Source organism: Campylobacter sp. RM12651, assembly GCF_022369475.1.
GTDB lineage: Bacteria > Campylobacterota > Campylobacteria > Campylobacterales > Campylobacteraceae > Campylobacter_E.
Genome location: NZ_CP059600.1, coordinates 1,615,609 through 1,636,550, shown reverse-complemented (window position 1 = coordinate 1,636,550; position 20,942 = coordinate 1,615,609). Strand labels below are relative to the sequence as shown.

The window sequence follows — 20,942 nt, the reverse complement described above, 5'->3', positions numbered from 1 at the left end:
TCCTTTACTTATGATAAGGGTGATTTGAATTTATACAAAAACCCCTATAAATTTGTTCTAACAATACAATCCTTGCAATTTCGTGTGAAAATGTAAGTTTTGAAAAACTCAATACATAATCACATTCATTTAAAAACTCATCATTAAATCCAAAAGCTCCACCTACAAAAAAATTAATCTCATTTTTATCTTGCAATAACTTAGCAAATTCAATACTATCAATGCTCTTGCCCCTTTCACTTAAAGCTATACTAAAAGTTTTTTTATAAGGCATATAAGCTTTTGCATATTCTATTCTAGCTTCATTTGAGCCCAAATCTTGTGCTTTTGCGATTTGTTTTGAAAATACATTATTTAGATTAAGTTTTGAAAATTGATTTATTAATTTTATAAATCTATTTTCAAATTCGCTTAATTTTTCTAATTTTTTTTGAATAAAATAAATATTTATATTCATTTAAAATATCGTAAAAAATCACTTAAAAATTCACGCTGATTAGCTCTTGGAACAATAGAATCAATAAGTCCATGCTCTAATAAAAACTCAGCACTTTGAAATCCTTCAGGTAAATCAGCTCCTATAGTTTGCTTAATAACTCTAGCACCAGCAAAGCCAATTTGTGCCATAGGTTCAGCAATTACAATATCTCCAAGCCAAGCAAAAGACGCTGATACTCCACCAAAAGTAGGGTTAGTTAGAATTGATATGTAAGGAAGTCTTTCTCTAGCAAGTAATTTTAATGCAGCTGATGTTTTAGCCATTTGCATAAGTGAATATGTGCTTTCTTGCATTCTAGCACCACCACTTGCACTAATTATTATAAGTCCTTCTTTTTTTTGCATAGCGCGTTGAACTGCACGAACGATTTTTTCGCCTTCAACACTTCCTAGCGAACCACCCATAAAAGAAAAGTCAAACACACATAATTGAACGCCAATTCCACCGATTTTGCATTCTCCTGAAATTACCGCACTCGTTCTGCCTGTTTTTTCTTCGCTTTCGTTTAAGCGTTTTTTATAGCTTTTTGAATCTACGAATTTTAATGGGTCATTAGCTCTTAAAGTTTTATCATATTCAATAAAACTTCCTTCATCAACTAGCATTTCTATTCTTTCATTAGGGCTTATTTTCATATGTAAGCCACACTTAGGGCATACATTAAAGCAACTTGCAACTTCTTTATAATACATTAAAGCATGACAATTATCACATTTTACCCAGTGATTTGGTGCTTCATTTGGCTTTGATTGTGTTCTTCTAATTTTAAAAATATCTGCAAAACTCATTCTTATCTCCTAAAATTGACTTCCTATGCTAAATTCAAATGTATTTGTTTTATCCCCTGATTTTTTATCAATAGGTTTTGAGAATACAAACACTAATGGTCCCATTGGTGTGCTCCAATCAAGACTAATTCCTGCACTTTGTCTTTTAATCTCATTTAATTTTTTTTCGCCTATCATACCATAATCATAAAAAATTGAACCACGAAGTTTTAATTTATTAATTAATGGGAAATTGATTTCTACACTAGAATTAAGTGAAATCGCTCCACCTTTATCGTAAGGATAAGCAATAACTCCGTTTCCTAATTTATCTACTTTAGTATGAGTATTTATATCATAATATCCAATACCCCTTGGAGTTATGCTATCACTTTCATATCCCCTAACACTTCTTAAACCACCAAGATATAATCTTGAGTTAATTGGTGTATCTTTATAATTAAATAATTTATTAAATGATGTTCTAAATCTAAAAATTAAATCGGTGTCAAAATCTTCTTTTAAACCTTTATAATATTTAAAATCAAAGGCAAATTTTTTATATTTTTGGTCTCCCCCAAGCCCTGCATAAGTAAATGCTGCTCTACTATAAATACCACTTCTTGGTAAGTAAAAATCATCAGTATTATCAAAATATAAATATGGAGTTATAGCTGATTTTCTTGATTTGCCTAATTTTTCACCACTTGCAATCATTTCAATAGTTGCTTTTCTTAAATCACTTTGCTCGTAATTATAAATAGCTCCAATTCCCCAAAATCTAGCTAATTCTCTACCAATGCTAAGTTCTAAACCATTATTGTATTCTTCGTAAGTATCCCAATCTCTTTTGTAGCTATATATATCAAAGCCTGTTGAGTATTTAGAATCAAATATCCTAGGATTATTTAAAAATATTTTACCAGTTACATCTTTATCTGATTTTTCTAAATTAATCCCACCATACATTCCGCTACCTAAGATATTCCTATCGCTAACAGATGCGTTAATTAAGAATCCATCAGATGTGCTATAACCAATACCACCAGTAATTGAGCCTGTTGATTTTTCTTTTACATCTACTAATAAATCAATATCTCCCGTAAAGCTTGGTTTTGGAGTGATATTTACTTCTTCAAAATAACCGGTTTTTCTAAGTGCTATAATGCTATCATTTAAATCTGTTTTGTTAAATTGCATTCCTTCGGTTAAGAATAATTCTCTTCTTACTACTTTATCTAAAGATTTATCATTGCCTTTAATTATTACTTTACCAATATTGTATTTATTTCCTAGATTAACTCTAAAATAAATTCTTACAACTCCATCAGCATCATTTTTAGCAATATCAGGATAAACCTCTGCTAAAGCATATCCTTTATCTTGGAATTTGGTTTTAATTAATTCTATATCAGAACGAATTTTTTCTGAATTAATATATTTTCCTTTTTTGCTTCTTAAATCACTTAAGTTAAATTTCACTTCATTTTCTAGTGGGTTTTCTATTGTGATTTCTTCTATTTTATAGCGTTTACCTTCGCTTATATAATAGGTTAATTCTGCTTTGTAAGTTTGCATATTAGCTTCTAAATAAGGATTTGATACATTAGCATCAAGATAGCCTTTTTTCATATATTCATCTTTAATTCTAGCAGGGTCGTTTGGTAGTTCGGTTGAGTATAATTTACCATCATTAAATCCCCAAAACCAACCTAATAGTTCTTTTTCTTTATTTGCTATTACAGGGTCAAAATCACTATAGTCTAATTTTTTAGCACCTATTAAATTAACTTTTTTAATTGTTATGATTTCGCCTCTATTTATGTTGAAATTTAATACAACAGCATTATTTTCAAGCTCTTGAGTATCAACTTCAACTACACTATCATAAAATCCACGAGATTGGTAGTATAGAATTATTTTTTCTTTTGCTTCTTCTATTTTTCTATCATTATAAGCTTCGCCTTTTTTAATACTTAAAAACGATTCTATTTGCTTTTTATCATTACTTGAAGTTCCTTTGATATTTACTTTTGCAATGAATTGTTTTTCTACAACATTAAATATTAGCTTTCCATTATTTTCATCAACATAAATATCATCAAAATATCCATAAGAAAAAAGGTTTTTAACCGCATCATTTATCTTATATATATTAACTTCATCATTAATTTTTAAATCCACAGCCTTTAAGGCTTGTTCTTTTGACAAGTGATATAAACCTTTAAATTCAATATCACTTATTGTATTTGCATAAATCAAAGAACTAATAGCACTTACATATATAATTTTTTTCATATTTAACCTGATTTTTTGATTTTGAAGAAAGAATAATAATAAAAGAAAGTTAATATTAAGTTTGTAAAAAAAGCCCTAAAAATAGGGCTTTTCGGCTTAAATATAGCCTTGGTCTATCATAGCATCTGCAACTTTTTTAAAGCCTGCAATATTTGCTCCTGCTAATAAATTGTGTTCAAATCCAAATTCTTTAGCAGTATTTGCAGTTCTAGCGTAAATATCTTTCATAATCTTATGTAATTTTTCATCAACTTCGTTAAATGTCCAAGAAGTCATATTTGCATTTTGTTGCATTTCAAGCGCACTTGTAGCTACACCACCAGCATTTGCTGCTTTTGCTGGTGCATAATATATTTTGTTTTCTAAAATAAATTTTTGTGCATCAAGTGTGCAAGGCATATTAGCACCTTCAGCGATTAATTTACAGCCATTTTTATATAAGTTTTTCGCATCTATTAAGCTAAGTTCGTTTTGTGTTGCACAAGGGAAAGCATAATCACAAGGAATACTCCAAATTCCGTTTGTTCCTTTTTCATAATTTACTTTAGATACAAAAACTGCACCTTTTTTGCGGTTAGCATAATCACTTACACGAAGTCTTAAGTTTTCTTTAATTTCTTTTAAAAGGTCTAAGTCAATTCCATCTTTATCATAAACATAGCCATCGCTATCGCTTACTGCAACAACTTTTGCTCCGTATTCATAAAGTTTTTCAATAGTATAAATAGCCACATTTCCACTACCTGAAACTACGCAAGTTTTTCCTTCAAAGCCTTCGCCTTTTTCTTTTAGCAATTCTTTTGAGAAATAAACCGTTCCATATCCTGTAGCTTCTTTTCTAACTAATGAACCACCCCAGCTAATTTTTTTACCTGTTAAAGTTCCATCAAATTTAGAAGTAATTTTTTTATAAGCTCCAAACATATATCCAAGCTCTCTAGCACCAACACCAATATCTCCAGCAGGAACATCGGTTGAATAGCCTATGTGTTTGCTAAGTTCGCTCATAAATGCTTGGCAAAATCTCATTATTTCAGCATCGCTTTTGCCTTTAGGGTCAAAATTAGCCCCACCTTTACCGCCGCCTATATAAAGTCCTGTTAAAGAGTTTTTAAAGATTTGCTCAAATGCTAAGAATTTTAAAATGTCAAGATTTACTGTAGGGTGAAATCTTAAACCACCTTTATAAGGTCCAAGAGCACTAGAAAATTGAACTCTGTAGCCAAAATGTGTTTGAGCTTTACCGCTATCATCAATATATACAACTCTAAAAATAATTGTTCTTTCTGGCATTACTAGTCTTTGTAATACTGCGTGTTGTTCGTATTGCTTGTTGCTTTCTAGTAATGGTGTAACTGATTTTAAAACTTCAGTTGCACATTGTAAGAATATAGGTTGTCTAGATGAATAAGTTTTGATTAATTCAAGTGTTTCATTTACATAAGATTTTGCACTCATTTTTTCTCCTTTAAAAAATAAAAAAATATTATACAAAAAAAATTAAATTTATGATAAAAATTTTTGAAGAAAAATGTATGAAAAAAATTAATAAAAATTTGTGATTAATTTTTAGGAATTTAAAATGATTTAAATTCCTAGAAGTTTTAAACTATTGGTATGAATAATTGATAATTATCATCTAGTATTTCGTAAAGTTTTGAAAAATCATTAGATAAATATTTTAAAGTATTCGTTTTGATTATATGCTTTTCAAATCCTAAACAATGTATTATGTATGGATTAAATTTTAACTCTAATAATGGGTTTTTGCTTTTGTATTCTACTAATTCTAAATTCTTATTAAAAAATTGTGATTGCATATTTATATGTTCTATCAAATCATCACTTACAGGATTTGCATTATCAAAATACATCATTTTTGCATTTAAATTAAGTATTAAAGAAATATCTAATAAAGTAGATGTTAAATTCTCCACTCTAAGAGAGCCTGAACCTATGCAAGCTATAGTATTTAGCTTTGCAAAATCTATTGTTCCTATTTTTAAAACAGGCATAGAACTATCATAAAAAGTTGCTATATTTTTTTTAAAAATTTCTTTACTTGTAATAAATAGTCCAGAATACATATTACAAAACTCTAAAACTACATTATTTACCGATATATCTTCATATTTAATATGGACTATTATTGTCTTTCTTTTTAATTTCTTTAATTTTTCTAGGTCTTTATTTATTGTAGGATTTACTACATAAAAAATTAGTCTTGAACTATTAGATTTAGCGTGTAATAAAAGTGCTGTATTGATTAAATTGTCTATATTTTCATCAATTTTCATATCAATTACAACGCAAATACTATCTCCATAAGGGCTAGGAAATTGTCCTACCTGACCTTTAATCCTTGAAAACATTAGATTTAAAATATTTGGATCACCTACTAAAACTAGCTCATCATTTGCTAGAATTTGAGTGTCAGGTTTTGGTAAAATTATTTCATTATCTCTATAAATTAATGCGATTTTATAAAATTCTTGCGCAATTGCATTTATATGTTTGTTTGCATAAATTGAGCCAACAGGAACAAATACTTGCATAATCTCGCCAATTCCAAGACCAATATCTCTTGCTATCATTGGCATATTTGGCAAAATATCTATTAAATGATTTGTAGTCATTTCTTCTTGATTAATAAGGGTGCAAAAGCTATCATTTTCGTATTCTTTATTGTTTGATAATACTACAATTCTTACTCTTTTATCAATAAATCTTATAGCATCATAAGCAAGCCTTGTATCTAAATCATTATCAAATAATAAATATACAAGTTCAAGATTATTATTTACATAATTTTTAAGTCTTGCAGCATTTGTAGGGTCAATTTTAATATGAGTAAAACTATGCTTAAAATTAATATCATCTTGGCAAACGATTATATATTCTTTTGTGCTATCCTTAAACTTTGCAAGTTCTTTTAAGAAGTGATTTGCAACACAAACCTTAGCTAAAACTAATATTTTTTTCATAACAACTCCATTTTATAAAGGAAAATTATAATGAAATTTGATTTATATTCAACAGATAATAATGCTAGGCTTGGTAAAGTAAGCACAGCTCACGGGGAATTTAATACTCCTTGTTTTATGCCAGTAGGAACTCAAGGCTGCGTAAAAGCCCTAGATGCAACTGATATGCAAGGACTAGGAGCAAAAATAATCCTAGCAAATACTTATCATACTTATTTAAGACCAGGTGCTGATTTGATAGCTAGACACGGCGGGCTACATAATTTTACTAAATTTAATGGAAGCTTTCTAACTGATAGTGGTGGATTTCAAGCTTTTTCACTAAGTAAAAATACAAAACATAGTGATGATGGAATTACCTTTAAAAGCCACATTGATGGGAGCTTACATCATTTTACACCTGCAAGTGTTTTAAAAACGGAGTATTTATTAAATAGTGATATTTGTATGGTTTTAGATGATTTATGTGCTTTACCTGCTAGTGAAGAAAGAATTAAAGCAAGTCTTAAACGCACTATTTATTGGGCTAAACTCTCGCTTGAGATGAAAAAAGAATTTCAAAATACAGATGAAATTACCTTGCTTCAAAAATACTCAAAAGAGCTTTATAAAAGCGAGTTTAAAAAGCTTTATACAAATGAATTAAAAAGAGAGCAAAATATCTTTGCTATCGTTCAAGGTGGGACTAATCATACGCTAAGAAGTGAGTGTTTAAAAGGTATTTTAGATGCTGAAAATGAATATTATTTTGATGGACTTGCAATTGGTGGGTTAAGCGTTGGAGAGCCAAATGAATTAATGTATGAAACGGTAGAAAAACTAGCCCCACAAATGCCACAAAATCGCCCAAGATATTTAATGGGGGTTGGAACTCCGCTTGATTTGGTAGAAAATGTCGCTCGTGGGGTTGATATGTTTGATTGTGTTATGCCTACTAGAAATGCTAGAAATGGCACATTATTTACAAGTTTTGGCAAAATAAATATAAAGGCTAGTTTTATGAAAGATGATAATGAGCCAATTGATAAAAACTGCTCTTGTTATACTTGTAGAAATTACAGCCGTGCTTATGTTCATCATTTGTTTAAAGCTGGAGAGATTACATTTTTTCGCTTAGCAAGTCTTCATAATTTGCATTATTATTTAAATTTAATGAGTGAGATTAGAGAAAATATAGCTAATAAAACTTTTGCTAATTTTTATAAGAATTTTAAAGAGATTTATAAATAATATTAGTTTAAATACTAATATTATTTAAGCTAAACTTAGAAAGTCTTTATTGAGCTTTCTAATTTTTCCTTGAAAATTTACGCTAATTAAATTGCCTTCAATGGCAAGTATTTTTCCACTACCAAATAATTTATGATTTACTGCATTTCCTACTTTAAATTCATTAGTAGAATTATTTATAGTAGTATTGCTAGTATTTTTATACATAATTTCATTTACAAAAATACTTGGATTTGTATAATCATATTGTAAATAGAATTTATGTTTTGCCCTTGTCATCGCTACATAAGCTAATCTTCGCTCTTCTTCAATATCAAAAATACCCATAAAAGTGCAAGGCATTTTGCCACCATCACAATCAATTAAAAATACATATTCAAATTCTAATCCTTTACTAGCGTGAATAGTCATAAGATTAATTGCGTTATTATTTTCTTTTATTATTTGCTCTTGTAAGATGATTTTATTTAAAAAATTAGTAAGCTTAGCAATATCAGCATTAAAGCCGCATTCTCTTTTGATAATATCAAAAAATACCGAGCAGTTTTCAGCTCTTGATTTTGGATTATCAAATAAATTATGAACTTCAAGAGAAGCTAATTTATTTAAAAATAAAGCGAATTTATCTTGAGTTGTAGTATAAAGCTCTATAAATTCTTTAATTTCAATATTTTTAAAACTATCTAAATTATCTTTTAAACTTTCAAATAAAGATGGTTTTTTAGATAAATTCTCTAATTTTTCTAAGGCTTTTTCACCAAATTTTCTTTTAGGCATATTGATGATTTTTTTAAAGGCCAAGTTATCGTTAAAATCCACATAAAGTCTTAGATAATTTATGAGTAATTTAATTTCCGCTCTTTCAAAAAACGGAACAGAACCAATAACTTTATAAGGTATATTCTCACTAATTAATCTAGGTTCAATGAAATTTCCGCTCATATTCATTCTATATAAAACACAGATTTCATTGTGCTTGACACCTTTTTCTATAAGACTTTTAATCTCGTAAATTACTTCATAATAATTTTCTAATTTAGTAATATCTATATCAAATTCATTATTTGTAAATAGCTCTTTTCCATATCTTGTTTTATTGTTTGCTATTAAGCTATTTGCGTGATTTAATATGGTTTTTGTGCTTCTATAATTTTCTTCTAATTTAATGATTTTTGCGTCTTGAAAATCATCAGAAAATCCTAATATATTTTGTATTCTTGCGTGGCGAAATGAGTAAATACTTTGATCATCATCTCCAACTACAACGATATTTTGATGGGCTTTACATAATAATTTTAATAATTTTAATTGAGCTAAATTAGTATCTTGATACTCATCTACCATTATGTATGAATATTGATTGCTAATTTTTGTAGCTGTTGTTGGATTGTTTTTTAAAATATCGTGTGGCAGAATTATTAAATCATCAAAATCTATTAAATTATTGTATTCTAAAGCTTTTTCATAATCTAAATATATTTCGTGATTTTCATTTTCTAATTCAAATTCTAAGGTATTTTTAACCCTATCTATATAAGCCATAGCTTCGTTGGTTTTATTTCTTAAAAACTCTTTTTCATCTTTTAAGATTTCTTTATCTTTTTTATCCTTACTTAAAAAATTTATATCAGTTTTTCTAATTTTTTCTAAAACAAATTCTTTAATCATAGCCTTTTTATCATCAGTATCAATTAGTCTATAATTTTTCCTTCTTCTTCCATCTAATAATTCTATATATTCACTTAAAAACTCCATTCCAAAGCTATGAAATGTGCTTAAAATTGGTAAATTATTACTATAGCCTATTTCATTTAGCATTTTTATAGCTCTTTCTTTCATTGAAGCTGCGGCTTTATTTGTAAATGTAAGGCTTAAAATTGATTCAGGGCTAATTCCAACTTCACTTATTAAATAGACTAATCTGCTAATCATTGTTTGGGTTTTGCCAGTTCCAGCACCAGCTAAGATTAATAAACTTCCATCTACAAATGTAGCGGCTTGTTTTTGAGCAGGATTTAGTCTATCTAAATAATTCATTCGCAAAATTCCTTAACCATTTTAGCAATTTCATTAATTCCTAATTGCCAAAACTCATCACTATTTAAATCAAGTCCAAAAAGTCCTACCAATTCAGCCGGAGAGCGACTTCCACCACTTGCTAAAAATTCTGTATAAAGCTCTACGAAATTAGCACATTTTCCACTCTTATAAAGCCCAAATAATGCTAAAACTAATAATTGTGCGTAAGAATACGCGTAGCAGTAAAACGGCGAATGGATAAAATGTGGGATATAGCTAAACCAATATTTGTATTTTTTGCGTAATTTTACGCTACTACCAAACATTTTTTGCCCTTCAGCTAGCCATAAGTCGCAAAACTCATCAACACTTAATTCGCCTTCGTGATTATGTAGAGCGATTTCGTAATTTGTAAAATTAATTTGTCTAAAAAATGTTGCGAATATATCTTCAATTTTACTTGCTAAAAGTGCTTTTTTATCCTTAGGACTAAGCGTATCTTTAATAGCGTCATAAACTAGCATTTCAGCAAAAACACTAGCAGTTTCAGCTGTAGTTAGCGGAGTATTTGCATTAAAATACCCTAGATTTTCTCCTGCTAGACTTTGATGGATTAAATGCCCTAATTCGTGTGCTAAAGTGAATAAATCTCTTCTATTATTTGTATGATTTAGCATTACAAATGGTTGAGGATTGATGCCATAGCTAAATGCTCCACTACGCTTATTTTTAGCAGGGTATACATCAAGAGCTTTATTATCAAGTGCTTTTTGCATAAGTTCAGCAAATTTTGGGCTAAATTTATTAAAAGTATCTTTTACAACTTTACAAGATTTCTCAAAATCCCAATCATTGCTAATATCATCATAAAGTGGAGCGTATCTATCATAGTCTTTTAATTCTTTAAGACCTAGAATTTCACGCTTTTTATTGTAATAATTTTCTACTAAATGATAATTATTTTCGGCTGCTTTTATTAGGCTTTTTACACTTTCATCTTCAATTTGATTACTCAAATTCCTTGCTTGCATAGGATTTTCATAGCCCCTTAGCTCGCATTCACTTAAGTGATTATTTTTAATCATATTAAAAATAAAGCATAGAGTTTTTATATTTTTCTTAAGTCCTTTTGTAAGTGCATCGGCTGCTCTTTTTCTTAAAGCTCTATCAGGGCTATAAAGTTTGCTTAATAGTTCTTCTTCGCTGATTTTTTTTAAGTCAAGTTTAAAGGTAATATTACTTAAGTATTCATCAAATAATCTTGAAAATGCTTCTTTACCATTTATATTCATTTTCATAAATACTTGCTCGTTGCTTTTGCTTAATTGATATTTTTTAGCTTTTAGCCAATTATTTAGCATATATGAATATTTTTTACAATTATTTGCAATTTCTTGTGCGTTTTCTAATTCGCAAAACTCAATTTCAAAAAACACCAATTTACTTTCAATATTAGTGCAAATTGTGCTTATTTCTTGTAAAAACGCTCCATTTGCACTATCTTTTGCAAAATGTAAATACGCATAAGCTCCGGCACGGCTTAACTCATTATAAATGCTTTCTAATTTTGAAATGATATTTTCAAATTCTTTTTCATTTTTTAAATTATTTTCGTATTTTAAAGCAAAATCGTTTGCTTGATTTTCTAAATCTTTTAAAATTTTATACAATTCTTCTTTATTTTTATAAATTATGCTTAAATTCCATTCCATTTTATACCCTACTTAAATCTATTTTAGTATCAGAACAAATTGCAGAAAATAGCACATCAGTAGAGCTATTTAAAGCAGTCTCAACGCTATCTTGAATAACTCCAATTATAAAGCCAACCCCAACTACTTGCATAGCAATATCATCATTTATCCCAAATAACGAACACGCTAAAGGAACAAGTAAAAGTGAGCCACCAGCAACCCCACTAGCTCCACAAGCAGCAAATGCAGCTAAAAAGCTAAGTAGTATAGCGTTTGTAAAAGTAATATTAAGTCCTAATGTATGAACTGCAGCAAGTGCTAAAACAGAAATAGTAACAGCAGCTCCAGCCATATTAATTGTAGCACCTAGTGGAATTGATACTCCATATAATTCTTTATCAACATTAATTTTTGAACATAGTGCCATATTTACAGGAATATTTGCAGCTGAACTTCTTGTAAAAAACGCATAAATTGCAGAGTGTTTTATACAAACCCAAACTAATGGATAAGGATTTTTCTTAGTAACTACAAATACTATTAATGGATTGATTATAAATGTTACAAATAGCATAGTCCCAACTAATACTAATAGTAATAAAACATAATCAGCTAAAGTTTCTACACCAGTTTTAGCAACACTTGTGCTTACTAGACCAAAAATACCAATAGGAGCTAGACGAACTATGAAAGCAACAATTTTAATAGTGCCTTCATTAATATCTATAAATACTTTTTTTACTTCTTTTGAGCAAGTTTTAAGTGCAATTCCAGCAGCTATAGCCCAAGTTAAAATTCCAATATAATTTCCATTAGCTAATGCACTTACTGGATTTTCTATCATTTTAAATAATAAATCTTTAAATACCATAGCAACACTACTTGGCGGGGTTAAATCAATATTATTTGGTATTTCTAATATAAGTTTTGTAGGAAATAAAAAGCTAGCAACAACACCACAAACAGAAGCTAGGAAAGTTCCTATTAAATATAAAATTATTACTTGTTTTATTTTTTTAGTTCCATTTCCATATTCTCTAGTAGAGATTGCACTAAGAACTAAAATAAATACTAATATCGGAGCAATTGCTTTTAGAGCACCTATAAAAAAATCTCCTAATAAAGAAGTATAATCAGTAAAACTAGGAATACAAATTCCAACAAAAACACCTACAACAATACCAATCATAATTTTTATAATTAAATTAGTACTTTTATATCTTTTAATCATTGAACTTAAGACGCTCATAATATCTCCTTAAAAAGGCAAAAATATAGCAAATCTATCTTACAAAACATTAACTATAAAGGCTAAAATTAGGCAAAATTTAATTATTAAAGGATAATAAATGTATTTATTTACAAGTGAAGTAGTAAGTGCAGGACACCCTGATAAATGTGCTGATATCATTGCTGATAGCATTGTTGATTTGCATATAAATTATGATAAAAATGCTCGCGTTGCTAGTGAGGTTTTTGTCGCTGGAAAGAATGTAATAATTGGTGGAGAGATTAAATCTAATTTAAAGGTTAGTGAAAGTGAATATGAAGAAGTAGTTAAAAACGCTTTAATTAAAATAGGTTATAAAGAAAATTCTCATTTTAGCAAGGCTGAATGCTTACACCCAAGTGATGTTAAAGTGCAAGTGTTATTAAACGAGCAAAGTAATGATATTAATCAAGGCGTTGATAAAAGTGATGGAGAAATGGGAGCGGGTGATCAAGGTATGATGTTTGGCTTTGCAAGTAGCGAAGCACCTGAATTTATGCCTGCTGCGATTTTTTATGCGAGAATGATTTGTAATAAAGTATATGAATATGCTCTAAATAATCCACATGAATTTGGAGTTGATATTAAAACTCAAGTTACAATTGACTATGAGAGCAAGGAAAATTATGAAAATTGTAAGCCTAAAAAAATCCATACAATAGTAGTTTCAGCTCCAAGCGTAAGTAGCCTAAGTCTTGATGAAGTTCGCTCAAAAATTATGAATTTAATTTGTAATTCAGGCTTACCAAAAGAGCTATTTAATAAAGATGATTGCATTATTTATATTAATCCAACAGGAAGATATGTAAATCACTCAAGCCTTCACGATAGTGGCTTAACGGGAAGGAAATTAATAGTAGATAGTTTTGGTGGATATAGCCCAATAGGAGGAGGTGCACAAAGCTCAAAAGATTACACAAAAGTTGATAGAAGTGGGCTTTATGCAGCTAGATATGTAGCAAAAAATATAGTTGCAAGTGGCTTAGCTAAAAAATGTATAGTGCAAATTAGCTATGCAATAGGAATTGCAAAACCAATTAGCGTAAATGTTGATTGTATGGGGACAAATGCAAGTGTTGATGATAATATTTTAAGTGCATTTGTTGAAAGAAATTTTGCATTAACTCCTAGATGGATTAAAGAAAAATTTAGATTAGATGAGCCTAGTAAAGCTGGATTTTCTTATGCTGATGTTGCGACTTACGGGCAAGTTGGAGTTGCAAGTTATCCTTGGGAGCAGCTTGATAGCGTTGAATTATTTAAGAGTTTATTAAAATGAAAATAGGAATTATTGGACTTGGAGCCGTTGGTTCGGCTGCAAGTTTTATGCTAAGTAGTCAAAATATAGCAAACGAGCTTTATTTATACGATATTAAAGATGGCTTAGCAAACGCAAGTAAGATTGATTTAGAAGATAGTCTTGAAAATACCAATTCAAATTCTAAAATTTTTGCTGTTAGCAAGATAGAAGAATTAGTAAAATGTGACCTTATTGTCTTAGCATATACAACTTGTATCGAGCCTGATAGAACGCTTGAACTTAAGGCTAATTATGAACCTTTAAAAGAAATTATTAATGCCTTAAAGGGCTTTAATGGTATATATTTAATAGCTACAAATCCAAATGATAGCATTGTTTATTACGCTCAAAAATTAAGCGGCTTAGATGCTTTTAAAGTAATTGGCACAGGCACAACGCTTGATAGTGCAAGGCTTAAGATTGAAATTGCTAATAAATTAGGAATTTCTTATAAAAATATAAATGCTTTTATGCTAGCAGAGCATGGAGATACGCAGTTTTTTTATAAGAGCAATGCCTTTGTGGGCGGTAAAAATATTAATGAGTTTAACCTTAATTTAGATGAGATTGAAAACAGAGTTCGCTTTAAGGGTGGAGAAATTTTTAAAGTAAAAGGTAAAACAGAATTTGGAATAGGAAGTGTAATTGCAAGAATTATTAAAGCTATTAAAGATGATGAGAATTTAATCACACCTATTAGTTTTACTCAAGATAATTTAGCTTATTCAAGATTGGTTGTAGTGGGTAAGGGTGGTATTAAAAAAGTTCTTGAATTAGACTTAAATAAAGATGAAAAAGAAAAACTTGAAATCTCAAAAAATTATATTTTAAAGACTATTAATTCTATTAAATAATTAGTGAAGAGTTAAATCTCTTCATTGTTTATATATACATTAAAACTTTTTGGCTTGCTAATCTTTTTAATAGCTTCTTGCATAATGAAATTATTTGTATTTTTTGTTATATATAAAGTTTTATTTTTATAAGAAAAATCACAAATTTCGTTTTCTTTAGCCTTATTTAAAGCATTACAAAATGCTAGAATAAAATTAAGCCAAGATATGGTATTTTCATCTGGCAATAATTTTTTTAATTTTAAATTCTCATAATTTATTTTTTTGCCGTGTTGTTCTATTATAGTTGCTATTAGTGCTTTATCTTCGTGTTTTATACAAAAATTTAGACCACTTAAAACACAATAAGCACTATGTTTATGGTTTGAATAATAACTAAGCAATAAACCTGTTTCAATGAGTTTTGCTGCATAAGTTAAGTGTTTTAGATATTTTTTATCAACATAATGAATTTCATTTAAAGTATTAAATAATCTTGTAACATTACTAACCAGTGAGCCTGATTTGTATTTAATTAGTCTATCTTCAAGACTTTTTAAGCTCGGATTAAAATTGGCTGGAAATCCTTTGTGGTGTTTAAATAAGTCTTTTAAAAATATTCCTTCTCTAACTCCAGCACCACTTGTAATTATTTGCTTAATTTTTAATTTTTTAATTATTTTATAAAAGACTAAAGCACCCATTTTAATGGTATCGTGTCTTTCTTTTTTAATTCCTAGCGAGCTAAGTTCTGAATTTTTGCAATTTATAATTTTTTCTATAAATTCACTTTCTTCATCTACTTGATAAGAAAAAGCATGAACCTGACTTAAAGGATAATTATTTTTTTCCATAATAGCATTACTAATAGCTCTTAATGAGCCACCTATTGTAATTAAGATAGAAGCTTTAAAATCATCAGGGATTTGCTCTAAATAATTATCTATATATTTTTCTAATTTATTAAATTTGTCTTTAAATAAGTCTTTTAATCTCACCGTTCCAAGGTCAAGCGAGAAAGTTTTAACTACTTTTGTATTTTCACACAAACACAATTCAGCACTACCACCACCAATATCTAAACAAATTGATTTTTCATCTAATTTAGGTAGTAAATTAATAGCTCCAAAACCACTTAAATATGCTTCTTCCATTCCACTTAAAGTTTTGATATTGAGTTTTAAATCTTTTTTTAATAGGTTAATTAAATCAGCTTTATTTTTTGCATCTCTTAGAGCTGATGTTCCTATGCAAAATATTTTATTACACTTAAAATTAAGTGCTTGAGTTTTAAAATATTTTATTATTTCGTAAGCTTTTTTGATTTGTTTTTCTACCAATACATTATCTTGTTCATAAGCACCTTGTGCCAAACGAAATTTAACTTTTTGTTCGTTTAATATATAAAAACCATATCTTGAAGTTTTTTCATATATTGCCATTCTAATTCCGTTTGAACCTAAATCAATAATTGCAGTTTTTTTTGCCATATTTCTTCTCTTAATTTTTTTTGATTTTCATAGAAAAAATAGCCCTTGTTCCTTGCATATCTTTTCTATTTTCTAATGATACTTCAGCTTTTAGTGCGGTTGCAGCTGATTTTGATAAATAAAGTCCTAATCCAACGCCTTCTTTATCTCCAAATCTTTTAAATGGTGCAAAATAATCTTTATCTTCACTAATTCCACAACCCATATCATCTACATATAGATAAAAAGTCATATTATTGATGAAAGTTGTAATTGTTATTGTTGTATTTGGTTGAGAAAATTTAAATGCGTTTTGAATAAAATTTTGTAAAATTTGTGAGAATAAGGTTTTTTGTATTTTTATCTTTAATTCATTTGGGTTTAGATTAAGTTCTATTTTTTGTCCTGTTTTTGAGCCTAATAGGCTAAAATTTTTGCTTTCTTGTCTAATAAAATCAATTAAGTCTATTTCATTTGGCTCTTCAAATTGCGCACCTTCTAATCTGCCAATTTTAAGAATTTCATTTATGATTTTATTGATATTATCTATGCTATCATTAGAGTTTTTAATGGTTTGAATATAATATTCACTATCTCTTGATTTAATTAGCGTTACATCGTTTTTAGCTTTTATAACTGCTAAAGGAGTTTTTAATTCGTGAGCAATTCCTATAAATAGTTCTTTTTGAGACATATTATAGTTTTGAATTCTAGTAATTAAGTGATTAATACTACTTATGATTTCTTTAAACTCTAATGGATAGTTTTTATAATCTAATCTATTTGTAAAGTTATCATCAAACCTACTAACTTTAACGCTTAATTCTTTTAGGTGCATTGATAATATTCTTGATAAAAATAATGAATAAAAAATAATTAAACTAATAGCAATAATAATTATTAAAAATAAAGATATAAAAATAGTATCAAGAATTTTAATTGATTGACTTATATCTTTTTTTAATATTATATAATCCCCAAATTCATTGTAAGGATATGTTAAAATCAAGACTTTTTTATCATTTTCATTGATTATTTGAAAGTTTGGTTTCATAGTTTTTTTATCTAAATGAATTATTTTATAGTCTTTAAAAATAATAAAGTTTGAACTATTATTCACTTCAATAATACTAATAGCATTTTTGATTAAATTATCAAATTCATTTTGCATTATATTAATTTTTAGAATTTGATACGACAGAACTGAAAAAATAACAACTAGCACCGTAATAGTAGATGCTAGTTGCAAGAAAAATTTATTTCTTATGCTTTTTTGGGAAAGCAAAATCTATAGCCTCTTCTTCTTATTGTTTCAATAGTTGAGATACCTAAAGGCTTATCCATTTTTTGCCTAATTTGATTGATTGCAACTTCAATTACATTAGGAGTTACAAGTTCAGGTTCTTCCCAAATTGCATCTAATAATTGTTCTTTTGATACTATTTGATCAGAGTGTCTTGCAAGATGGGTTAATACTTCAAAAGGTTTACCTTTTAATTCAATTTCTTTACCTTTATAAGTAATTTTTTCTTCATCTGGGTCTATTTCTAAATTATCAATTTTAATTGTATTTGACCCACCAAATCTAAGTCTTGCTTCAATTCTAGCTAATAATACATTAAAATCAAAAGGTTTTTTAATGTAATCATCAGCACCTGCTTTTAAAGCGCTTATTTCACTTTCTTTATCATCTTTTGCAGATAAAATTATGATTGAAGTTCTTGAAGATTTATGTTTTACAACATGTATTAAGTCAGTGCCATCACCATCAGGAAGCATCCAATCTGTCAATACTAAATCGTAGTTTCTAATACCGATATAATATTCAGCATCTTTACAATTTTCGCACGCATCTATTTGATAGCCATATTCAGTTAAACCTTCGGCTAGTGTCTTGTTTAAAGATATTTCATCTTCCACTACTAAAATACGCATTTTTTTTCCTTAAAGTAAAATTAAGGTTATGCTAACACAATTTAAGCAAATATTCAAGTTTTTTTAAAGTTATTTTAATATTTTTTTTTGTATTTAGCACTAAGTTTTGTATTTTTCATAATCTCTAATTTAATAATCTCAATTTTTATTTTTTTTAGTTGTGGAAATTTGATTTTTATTTTTTTTGCTAGTTTTTTATTAGCTTTTTCTAAGGTAAAGAATTTTTTTGATTTTAAATATTTTTTTGATAATTTAGTTACTTTAGCATAGTCTAAAAAACTATCAGCTTTTGCATTTATTTTTAGGCTTATTGTTTGTTTTTCTAATCTTTCAAATTCCAATAAGCCTATTATACATTTAAATTTTGTTTTTATTTTTATATGACTTTGCATTCGTCTTTAAAAATCAATCTAATAATATTTGGTATATGTTTATAGAACACAAAAAATAATATTAAATATATTGGTGCGTGAGAATTAATACTAATATTAGGGTATAAAAATTCTGCACTAATTACTCCAATACTAAATCCTATTAATGATGCTAAGCTAGATATTTTAAATACTTTTCCGATTATTAGCCAAAAAATAAGACCTATAATTACAGAATAAGGAACTAATAGTATTAAAGCTCCAGCCCCACTAGCTACGCCTTTACCGCCATTAAAGCTTAAAAATATGCTATAGCAATGTCCTATAACACTAAGAACTGCCATAGCCCAAATTGTTGCTTCACTTATATCTAAAAACATAGCAATACAAATTGGAAGCATAGCTTTTAAAAAATCACTTAACATAGTAGCTATTGCTAATTTTTTAGCTAATTTTGGATTAACTTGTTTTACAACTCTTAATACATTTGTAGCTCCTATGCTTTTTGAACCTTGAGATTTAATATCAACATTCGCAAATTTTTTAGCATATATTAATCCAAAAGGAATTGAGCCTATTAAATAGGCTATTAGCATACAAATTAAATTATTATTTGTAAACAAATCAATTATGAATGTAATAAAATTCATATCTTAATCTCTTTTATATAGGCTTAATTGATTTTTAAGCTCTACTAAAGTTTCTTCTACTCTTCTGCTTGCAAATTCTTGAATTTTTTTAGCATCTTCTTGGTCTGGTAAAATCTCTAAACAATATCTGTAAGCATTTTGATACACAATTAAAACAACTAATTTAAATTTTAAATTAAACTCAACTGCTTCATTTGAATGAGGCATATGTAAACAAATATAAGATGATAAAATATCACCTCTTTTAAATCCTACATCTTCATTAGAAACAACACCAATTCCACCCTCTGAAATATCAAATAATTTTCCATTAGCAACCCTTCCATCTTCATGAGTTAGTGCTATTTTAGTAAATTCATTAGGATGCACTCTAGGATATGCTCTTTTTAATGCGTGCATATATGGTTGGCTTTCAAAATTATTTAAAGTTACCGTGCAATTTACAATATTAACAGATAAAATATTTGCTTTAATATTTTTTTGCAAATATTGATTTTGAACTATATAAGCGCAATCTTCTTCTTTCATAGCTAAAATTTGCATTAAATCAACTTTTACAACTATACTCGCATCTTCAACTTGTAAAATTTCTCCGTAAGTTCTAACAGGAACACCATTATAAAGATTTAAAAATTCTAATTTTTCTCCTACAGAATACATTTTTTTAAATGTATCTATAAAATTCTCGTGTATAAAAAATCCACCAGAACTACTTGCTGAAAATACATTAATTGAACTTTGTGCAGTCGTAGAATCGTGACAAATTGTGCAAAAAATTGAACCATATCTTTCTAATGCAAAGGCGAGATTAACAACTAATTTATTGTTTAATCCATTATTCATAATATGCTTAGAAAAATCTATATAAGTTTTTAATAAAAATTCAAAAAAGCAAGCTCTATCAAAGTCTTTTGTCTTGGCTAATTCCTTACCTCTTTCTATACTAAAATCTTTTGTTAGTAACATAGAAAATAATTCTTCGTAAGCATCTTCACAATTTTTTGATAAAATTTTGCCTTCGCTTCTATAATAAGCTTGTATGTTATTAATAAATTTGTGTGTATATTTTTCAAAATAATTAATACTAGAATTAACTAGTTCGTCTCTTCCTTCAAAACTCATGTTTTTGTTTCCTTTTAAACTAAAAATAGCATTAGTGTAGCAAAAAAAATAAATTTTTAAATAAAAATTAATGATTTTTTGATAGTATTCGCTTTTTACAACTCATTTAAGCTTATTTAAATCTTTAAATTTCTAATATTTAAAGTGCTTGATGGGACTTACTAAATTACAAAGGATGAATTATGTATGCTATTTTTAAACATAGCGGTAAGCAGTACAAAGTAAGTGTTGGCGACGAATTAAAGTTAGATCGCTTTGAAGCAGAGAAAAAGTCTATCGTAGAAGTTACAGATGTTTTAGCTGTTAACGATAAAGAATTAAAAATCGGTACCCCTTTTGTTAGTGGAGCGAAAGTTGTTCTTGAAGTTATCAACGAAGGAAAAGATAAAAAAGTTGTAATTTTTAAGAAAAGAAGAAGAAAAGACTCTAAATTAAAAAGAGGTTTTAGAAGACAATTTACTCGCGTAGTAGTAAAAGAAATTAAAGCGTAAGGAGAAATAC

Annotated in this window: 18 protein-coding genes; 4 read left to right on the top strand and 14 right to left on the bottom strand. The window is 28.0% G+C overall.

Annotated features, from left to right (window positions below):
* Positions 1 to 4 precede the first annotated feature (4 nt).
* From AVBRAN_RS08080 to AVBRAN_RS08060, 5 genes are all read right to left on the bottom strand, one after another.
* Positions 5 to 457, bottom strand: a complete 453-nt coding sequence (locus AVBRAN_RS08080) for a 23S rRNA (pseudouridine(1915)-N(3))-methyltransferase RlmH (RefSeq protein WP_214117400.1) — start codon at positions 455 to 457, stop codon at positions 5 to 7.
* A complete protein-coding gene (accD, locus tag AVBRAN_RS08075; protein WP_214117399.1) occupies positions 454 to 1,287 on the bottom strand; it encodes an acetyl-CoA carboxylase, carboxyltransferase subunit beta in 834 nt (277 codons plus the stop codon). The genes AVBRAN_RS08080 and accD overlap by 4 nt, the downstream gene beginning before the upstream one ends.
* A 9-nt stretch (positions 1,288 to 1,296) precedes the next feature.
* Positions 1,297 to 3,564 carry an outer membrane protein assembly factor BamA gene (bamA, locus tag AVBRAN_RS08070; RefSeq protein WP_239803003.1) on the bottom strand — a complete coding sequence of 756 codons (2,268 nt, stop codon included), beginning with the start codon at positions 3,562 to 3,564 and terminating at the stop codon, positions 1,297 to 1,299.
* A gap of 96 nt (positions 3,565 to 3,660) precedes the next feature.
* A complete protein-coding gene (gene gdhA, locus AVBRAN_RS08065; RefSeq protein ID WP_214117397.1) occupies positions 3,661 to 5,022 on the bottom strand; it encodes an NADP-specific glutamate dehydrogenase in 1,362 nt (453 codons plus the stop codon).
* Positions 5,023 to 5,168: 146 nt separating this feature from the next.
* A complete protein-coding gene (locus AVBRAN_RS08060; RefSeq protein ID WP_214117396.1) occupies positions 5,169 to 6,548 on the bottom strand; it encodes a TrkA C-terminal domain-containing protein in 1,380 nt (459 codons plus the stop codon).
* 30 nt (positions 6,549 to 6,578) lie between these two features.
* On the opposite strand from AVBRAN_RS08060, the gene AVBRAN_RS08055 reads away from it, so the two are divergent.
* The gene (locus AVBRAN_RS08055; protein WP_214117395.1) at positions 6,579 to 7,778 is read left to right on the top strand and encodes a tRNA guanosine(34) transglycosylase Tgt; all 1,200 of its coding nucleotides are present in this window, start codon (positions 6,579 to 6,581) and stop codon (positions 7,776 to 7,778) included.
* Between the two features lie 24 nt (positions 7,779 to 7,802).
* On the opposite strand, the gene AVBRAN_RS08050 is transcribed toward AVBRAN_RS08055, so the two are convergent.
* Genes AVBRAN_RS08050 through sstT form a run of 3 tightly spaced genes read right to left on the bottom strand, consistent with a single transcriptional unit; the run spans position 7,803 to position 12,740 of the window.
* The gene (locus AVBRAN_RS08050) at positions 7,803 to 9,815 is read right to left on the bottom strand and encodes an ATP-dependent helicase (RefSeq protein ID WP_239803002.1); all 2,013 of its coding nucleotides are present in this window, start codon (positions 9,813 to 9,815) and stop codon (positions 7,803 to 7,805) included.
* A complete protein-coding gene (locus AVBRAN_RS08045) occupies positions 9,812 to 11,509 on the bottom strand; it encodes a M3 family oligoendopeptidase (protein ID WP_239803001.1) in 1,698 nt (565 codons plus the stop codon). The genes AVBRAN_RS08050 and AVBRAN_RS08045 overlap by 4 nt, the downstream gene beginning before the upstream one ends.
* 1 nt (position 11,510) lies before the next feature.
* Positions 11,511 to 12,740, bottom strand: a complete 1,230-nt coding sequence (sstT, locus tag AVBRAN_RS08040) for a serine/threonine transporter SstT (protein WP_214149693.1) — start codon at positions 12,738 to 12,740, stop codon at positions 11,511 to 11,513.
* 100 nt (positions 12,741 to 12,840) lie between these two features.
* Between sstT and metK the strand changes: the two genes are divergently transcribed.
* The gene (gene metK, locus AVBRAN_RS08035) at positions 12,841 to 14,040 is read left to right on the top strand and encodes a methionine adenosyltransferase (RefSeq protein ID WP_214117391.1); all 1,200 of its coding nucleotides are present in this window, start codon (positions 12,841 to 12,843) and stop codon (positions 14,038 to 14,040) included.
* A complete protein-coding gene (locus AVBRAN_RS08030; RefSeq protein WP_239803000.1) occupies positions 14,037 to 14,915 on the top strand; it encodes an L-lactate dehydrogenase in 879 nt (292 codons plus the stop codon). Before metK ends, AVBRAN_RS08030 begins: the two co-directional genes overlap by 4 nt.
* An 11-nt stretch (positions 14,916 to 14,926) precedes the next feature.
* Here AVBRAN_RS08030 and AVBRAN_RS08025 read toward each other — a convergent pair whose 3' ends face one another.
* The 6 genes from AVBRAN_RS08025 to AVBRAN_RS08000 form a co-directional block, all read right to left on the bottom strand.
* Positions 14,927 to 16,384, bottom strand: coding sequence for a Ppx/GppA phosphatase family protein (locus tag AVBRAN_RS08025; RefSeq protein ID WP_214149695.1), 1,458 nt, complete (start codon positions 16,382 to 16,384; stop codon positions 14,927 to 14,929).
* A gap of 10 nt (positions 16,385 to 16,394) precedes the next feature.
* Entirely contained in the window at positions 16,395 to 17,534 is a 1,140-nt protein-coding gene (locus AVBRAN_RS08020) for a HAMP domain-containing sensor histidine kinase (RefSeq protein WP_214120245.1), read from the bottom strand.
* Between the two features lie 92 nt (positions 17,535 to 17,626).
* The gene (gene hsrA, locus AVBRAN_RS08015) at positions 17,627 to 18,298 is read right to left on the bottom strand and encodes a response regulator transcription factor (protein ID WP_214117387.1); all 672 of its coding nucleotides are present in this window, start codon (positions 18,296 to 18,298) and stop codon (positions 17,627 to 17,629) included.
* 74 nt (positions 18,299 to 18,372) lie between these two features.
* A complete protein-coding gene (locus AVBRAN_RS08010) occupies positions 18,373 to 18,690 on the bottom strand; it encodes a dihydroneopterin aldolase (protein WP_214117386.1) in 318 nt (105 codons plus the stop codon).
* Positions 18,675 to 19,265, bottom strand: coding sequence for a glycerol-3-phosphate 1-O-acyltransferase PlsY (gene plsY / locus AVBRAN_RS08005; protein WP_239803732.1), 591 nt, complete (start codon positions 19,263 to 19,265; stop codon positions 18,675 to 18,677). The genes AVBRAN_RS08010 and plsY overlap by 16 nt, the downstream gene beginning before the upstream one ends.
* 57 nt (positions 19,266 to 19,322) lie before the next feature.
* Positions 19,323 to 20,441, bottom strand: a complete 1,119-nt coding sequence (locus tag AVBRAN_RS08000) for a PilZ domain-containing protein (RefSeq protein ID WP_214120243.1) — start codon at positions 20,439 to 20,441, stop codon at positions 19,323 to 19,325.
* A gap of 182 nt (positions 20,442 to 20,623) precedes the next feature.
* Here AVBRAN_RS08000 and rplU point away from each other — a divergent pair, with 182 nt between their 5' ends.
* Complete coding sequence (rplU, locus tag AVBRAN_RS07995; RefSeq protein ID WP_214117383.1) at positions 20,624 to 20,932, top strand: 50S ribosomal protein L21; 309 nt, start codon at positions 20,624 to 20,626, stop codon at positions 20,930 to 20,932.
* Positions 20,933 to 20,942 lie beyond the last annotated feature (10 nt).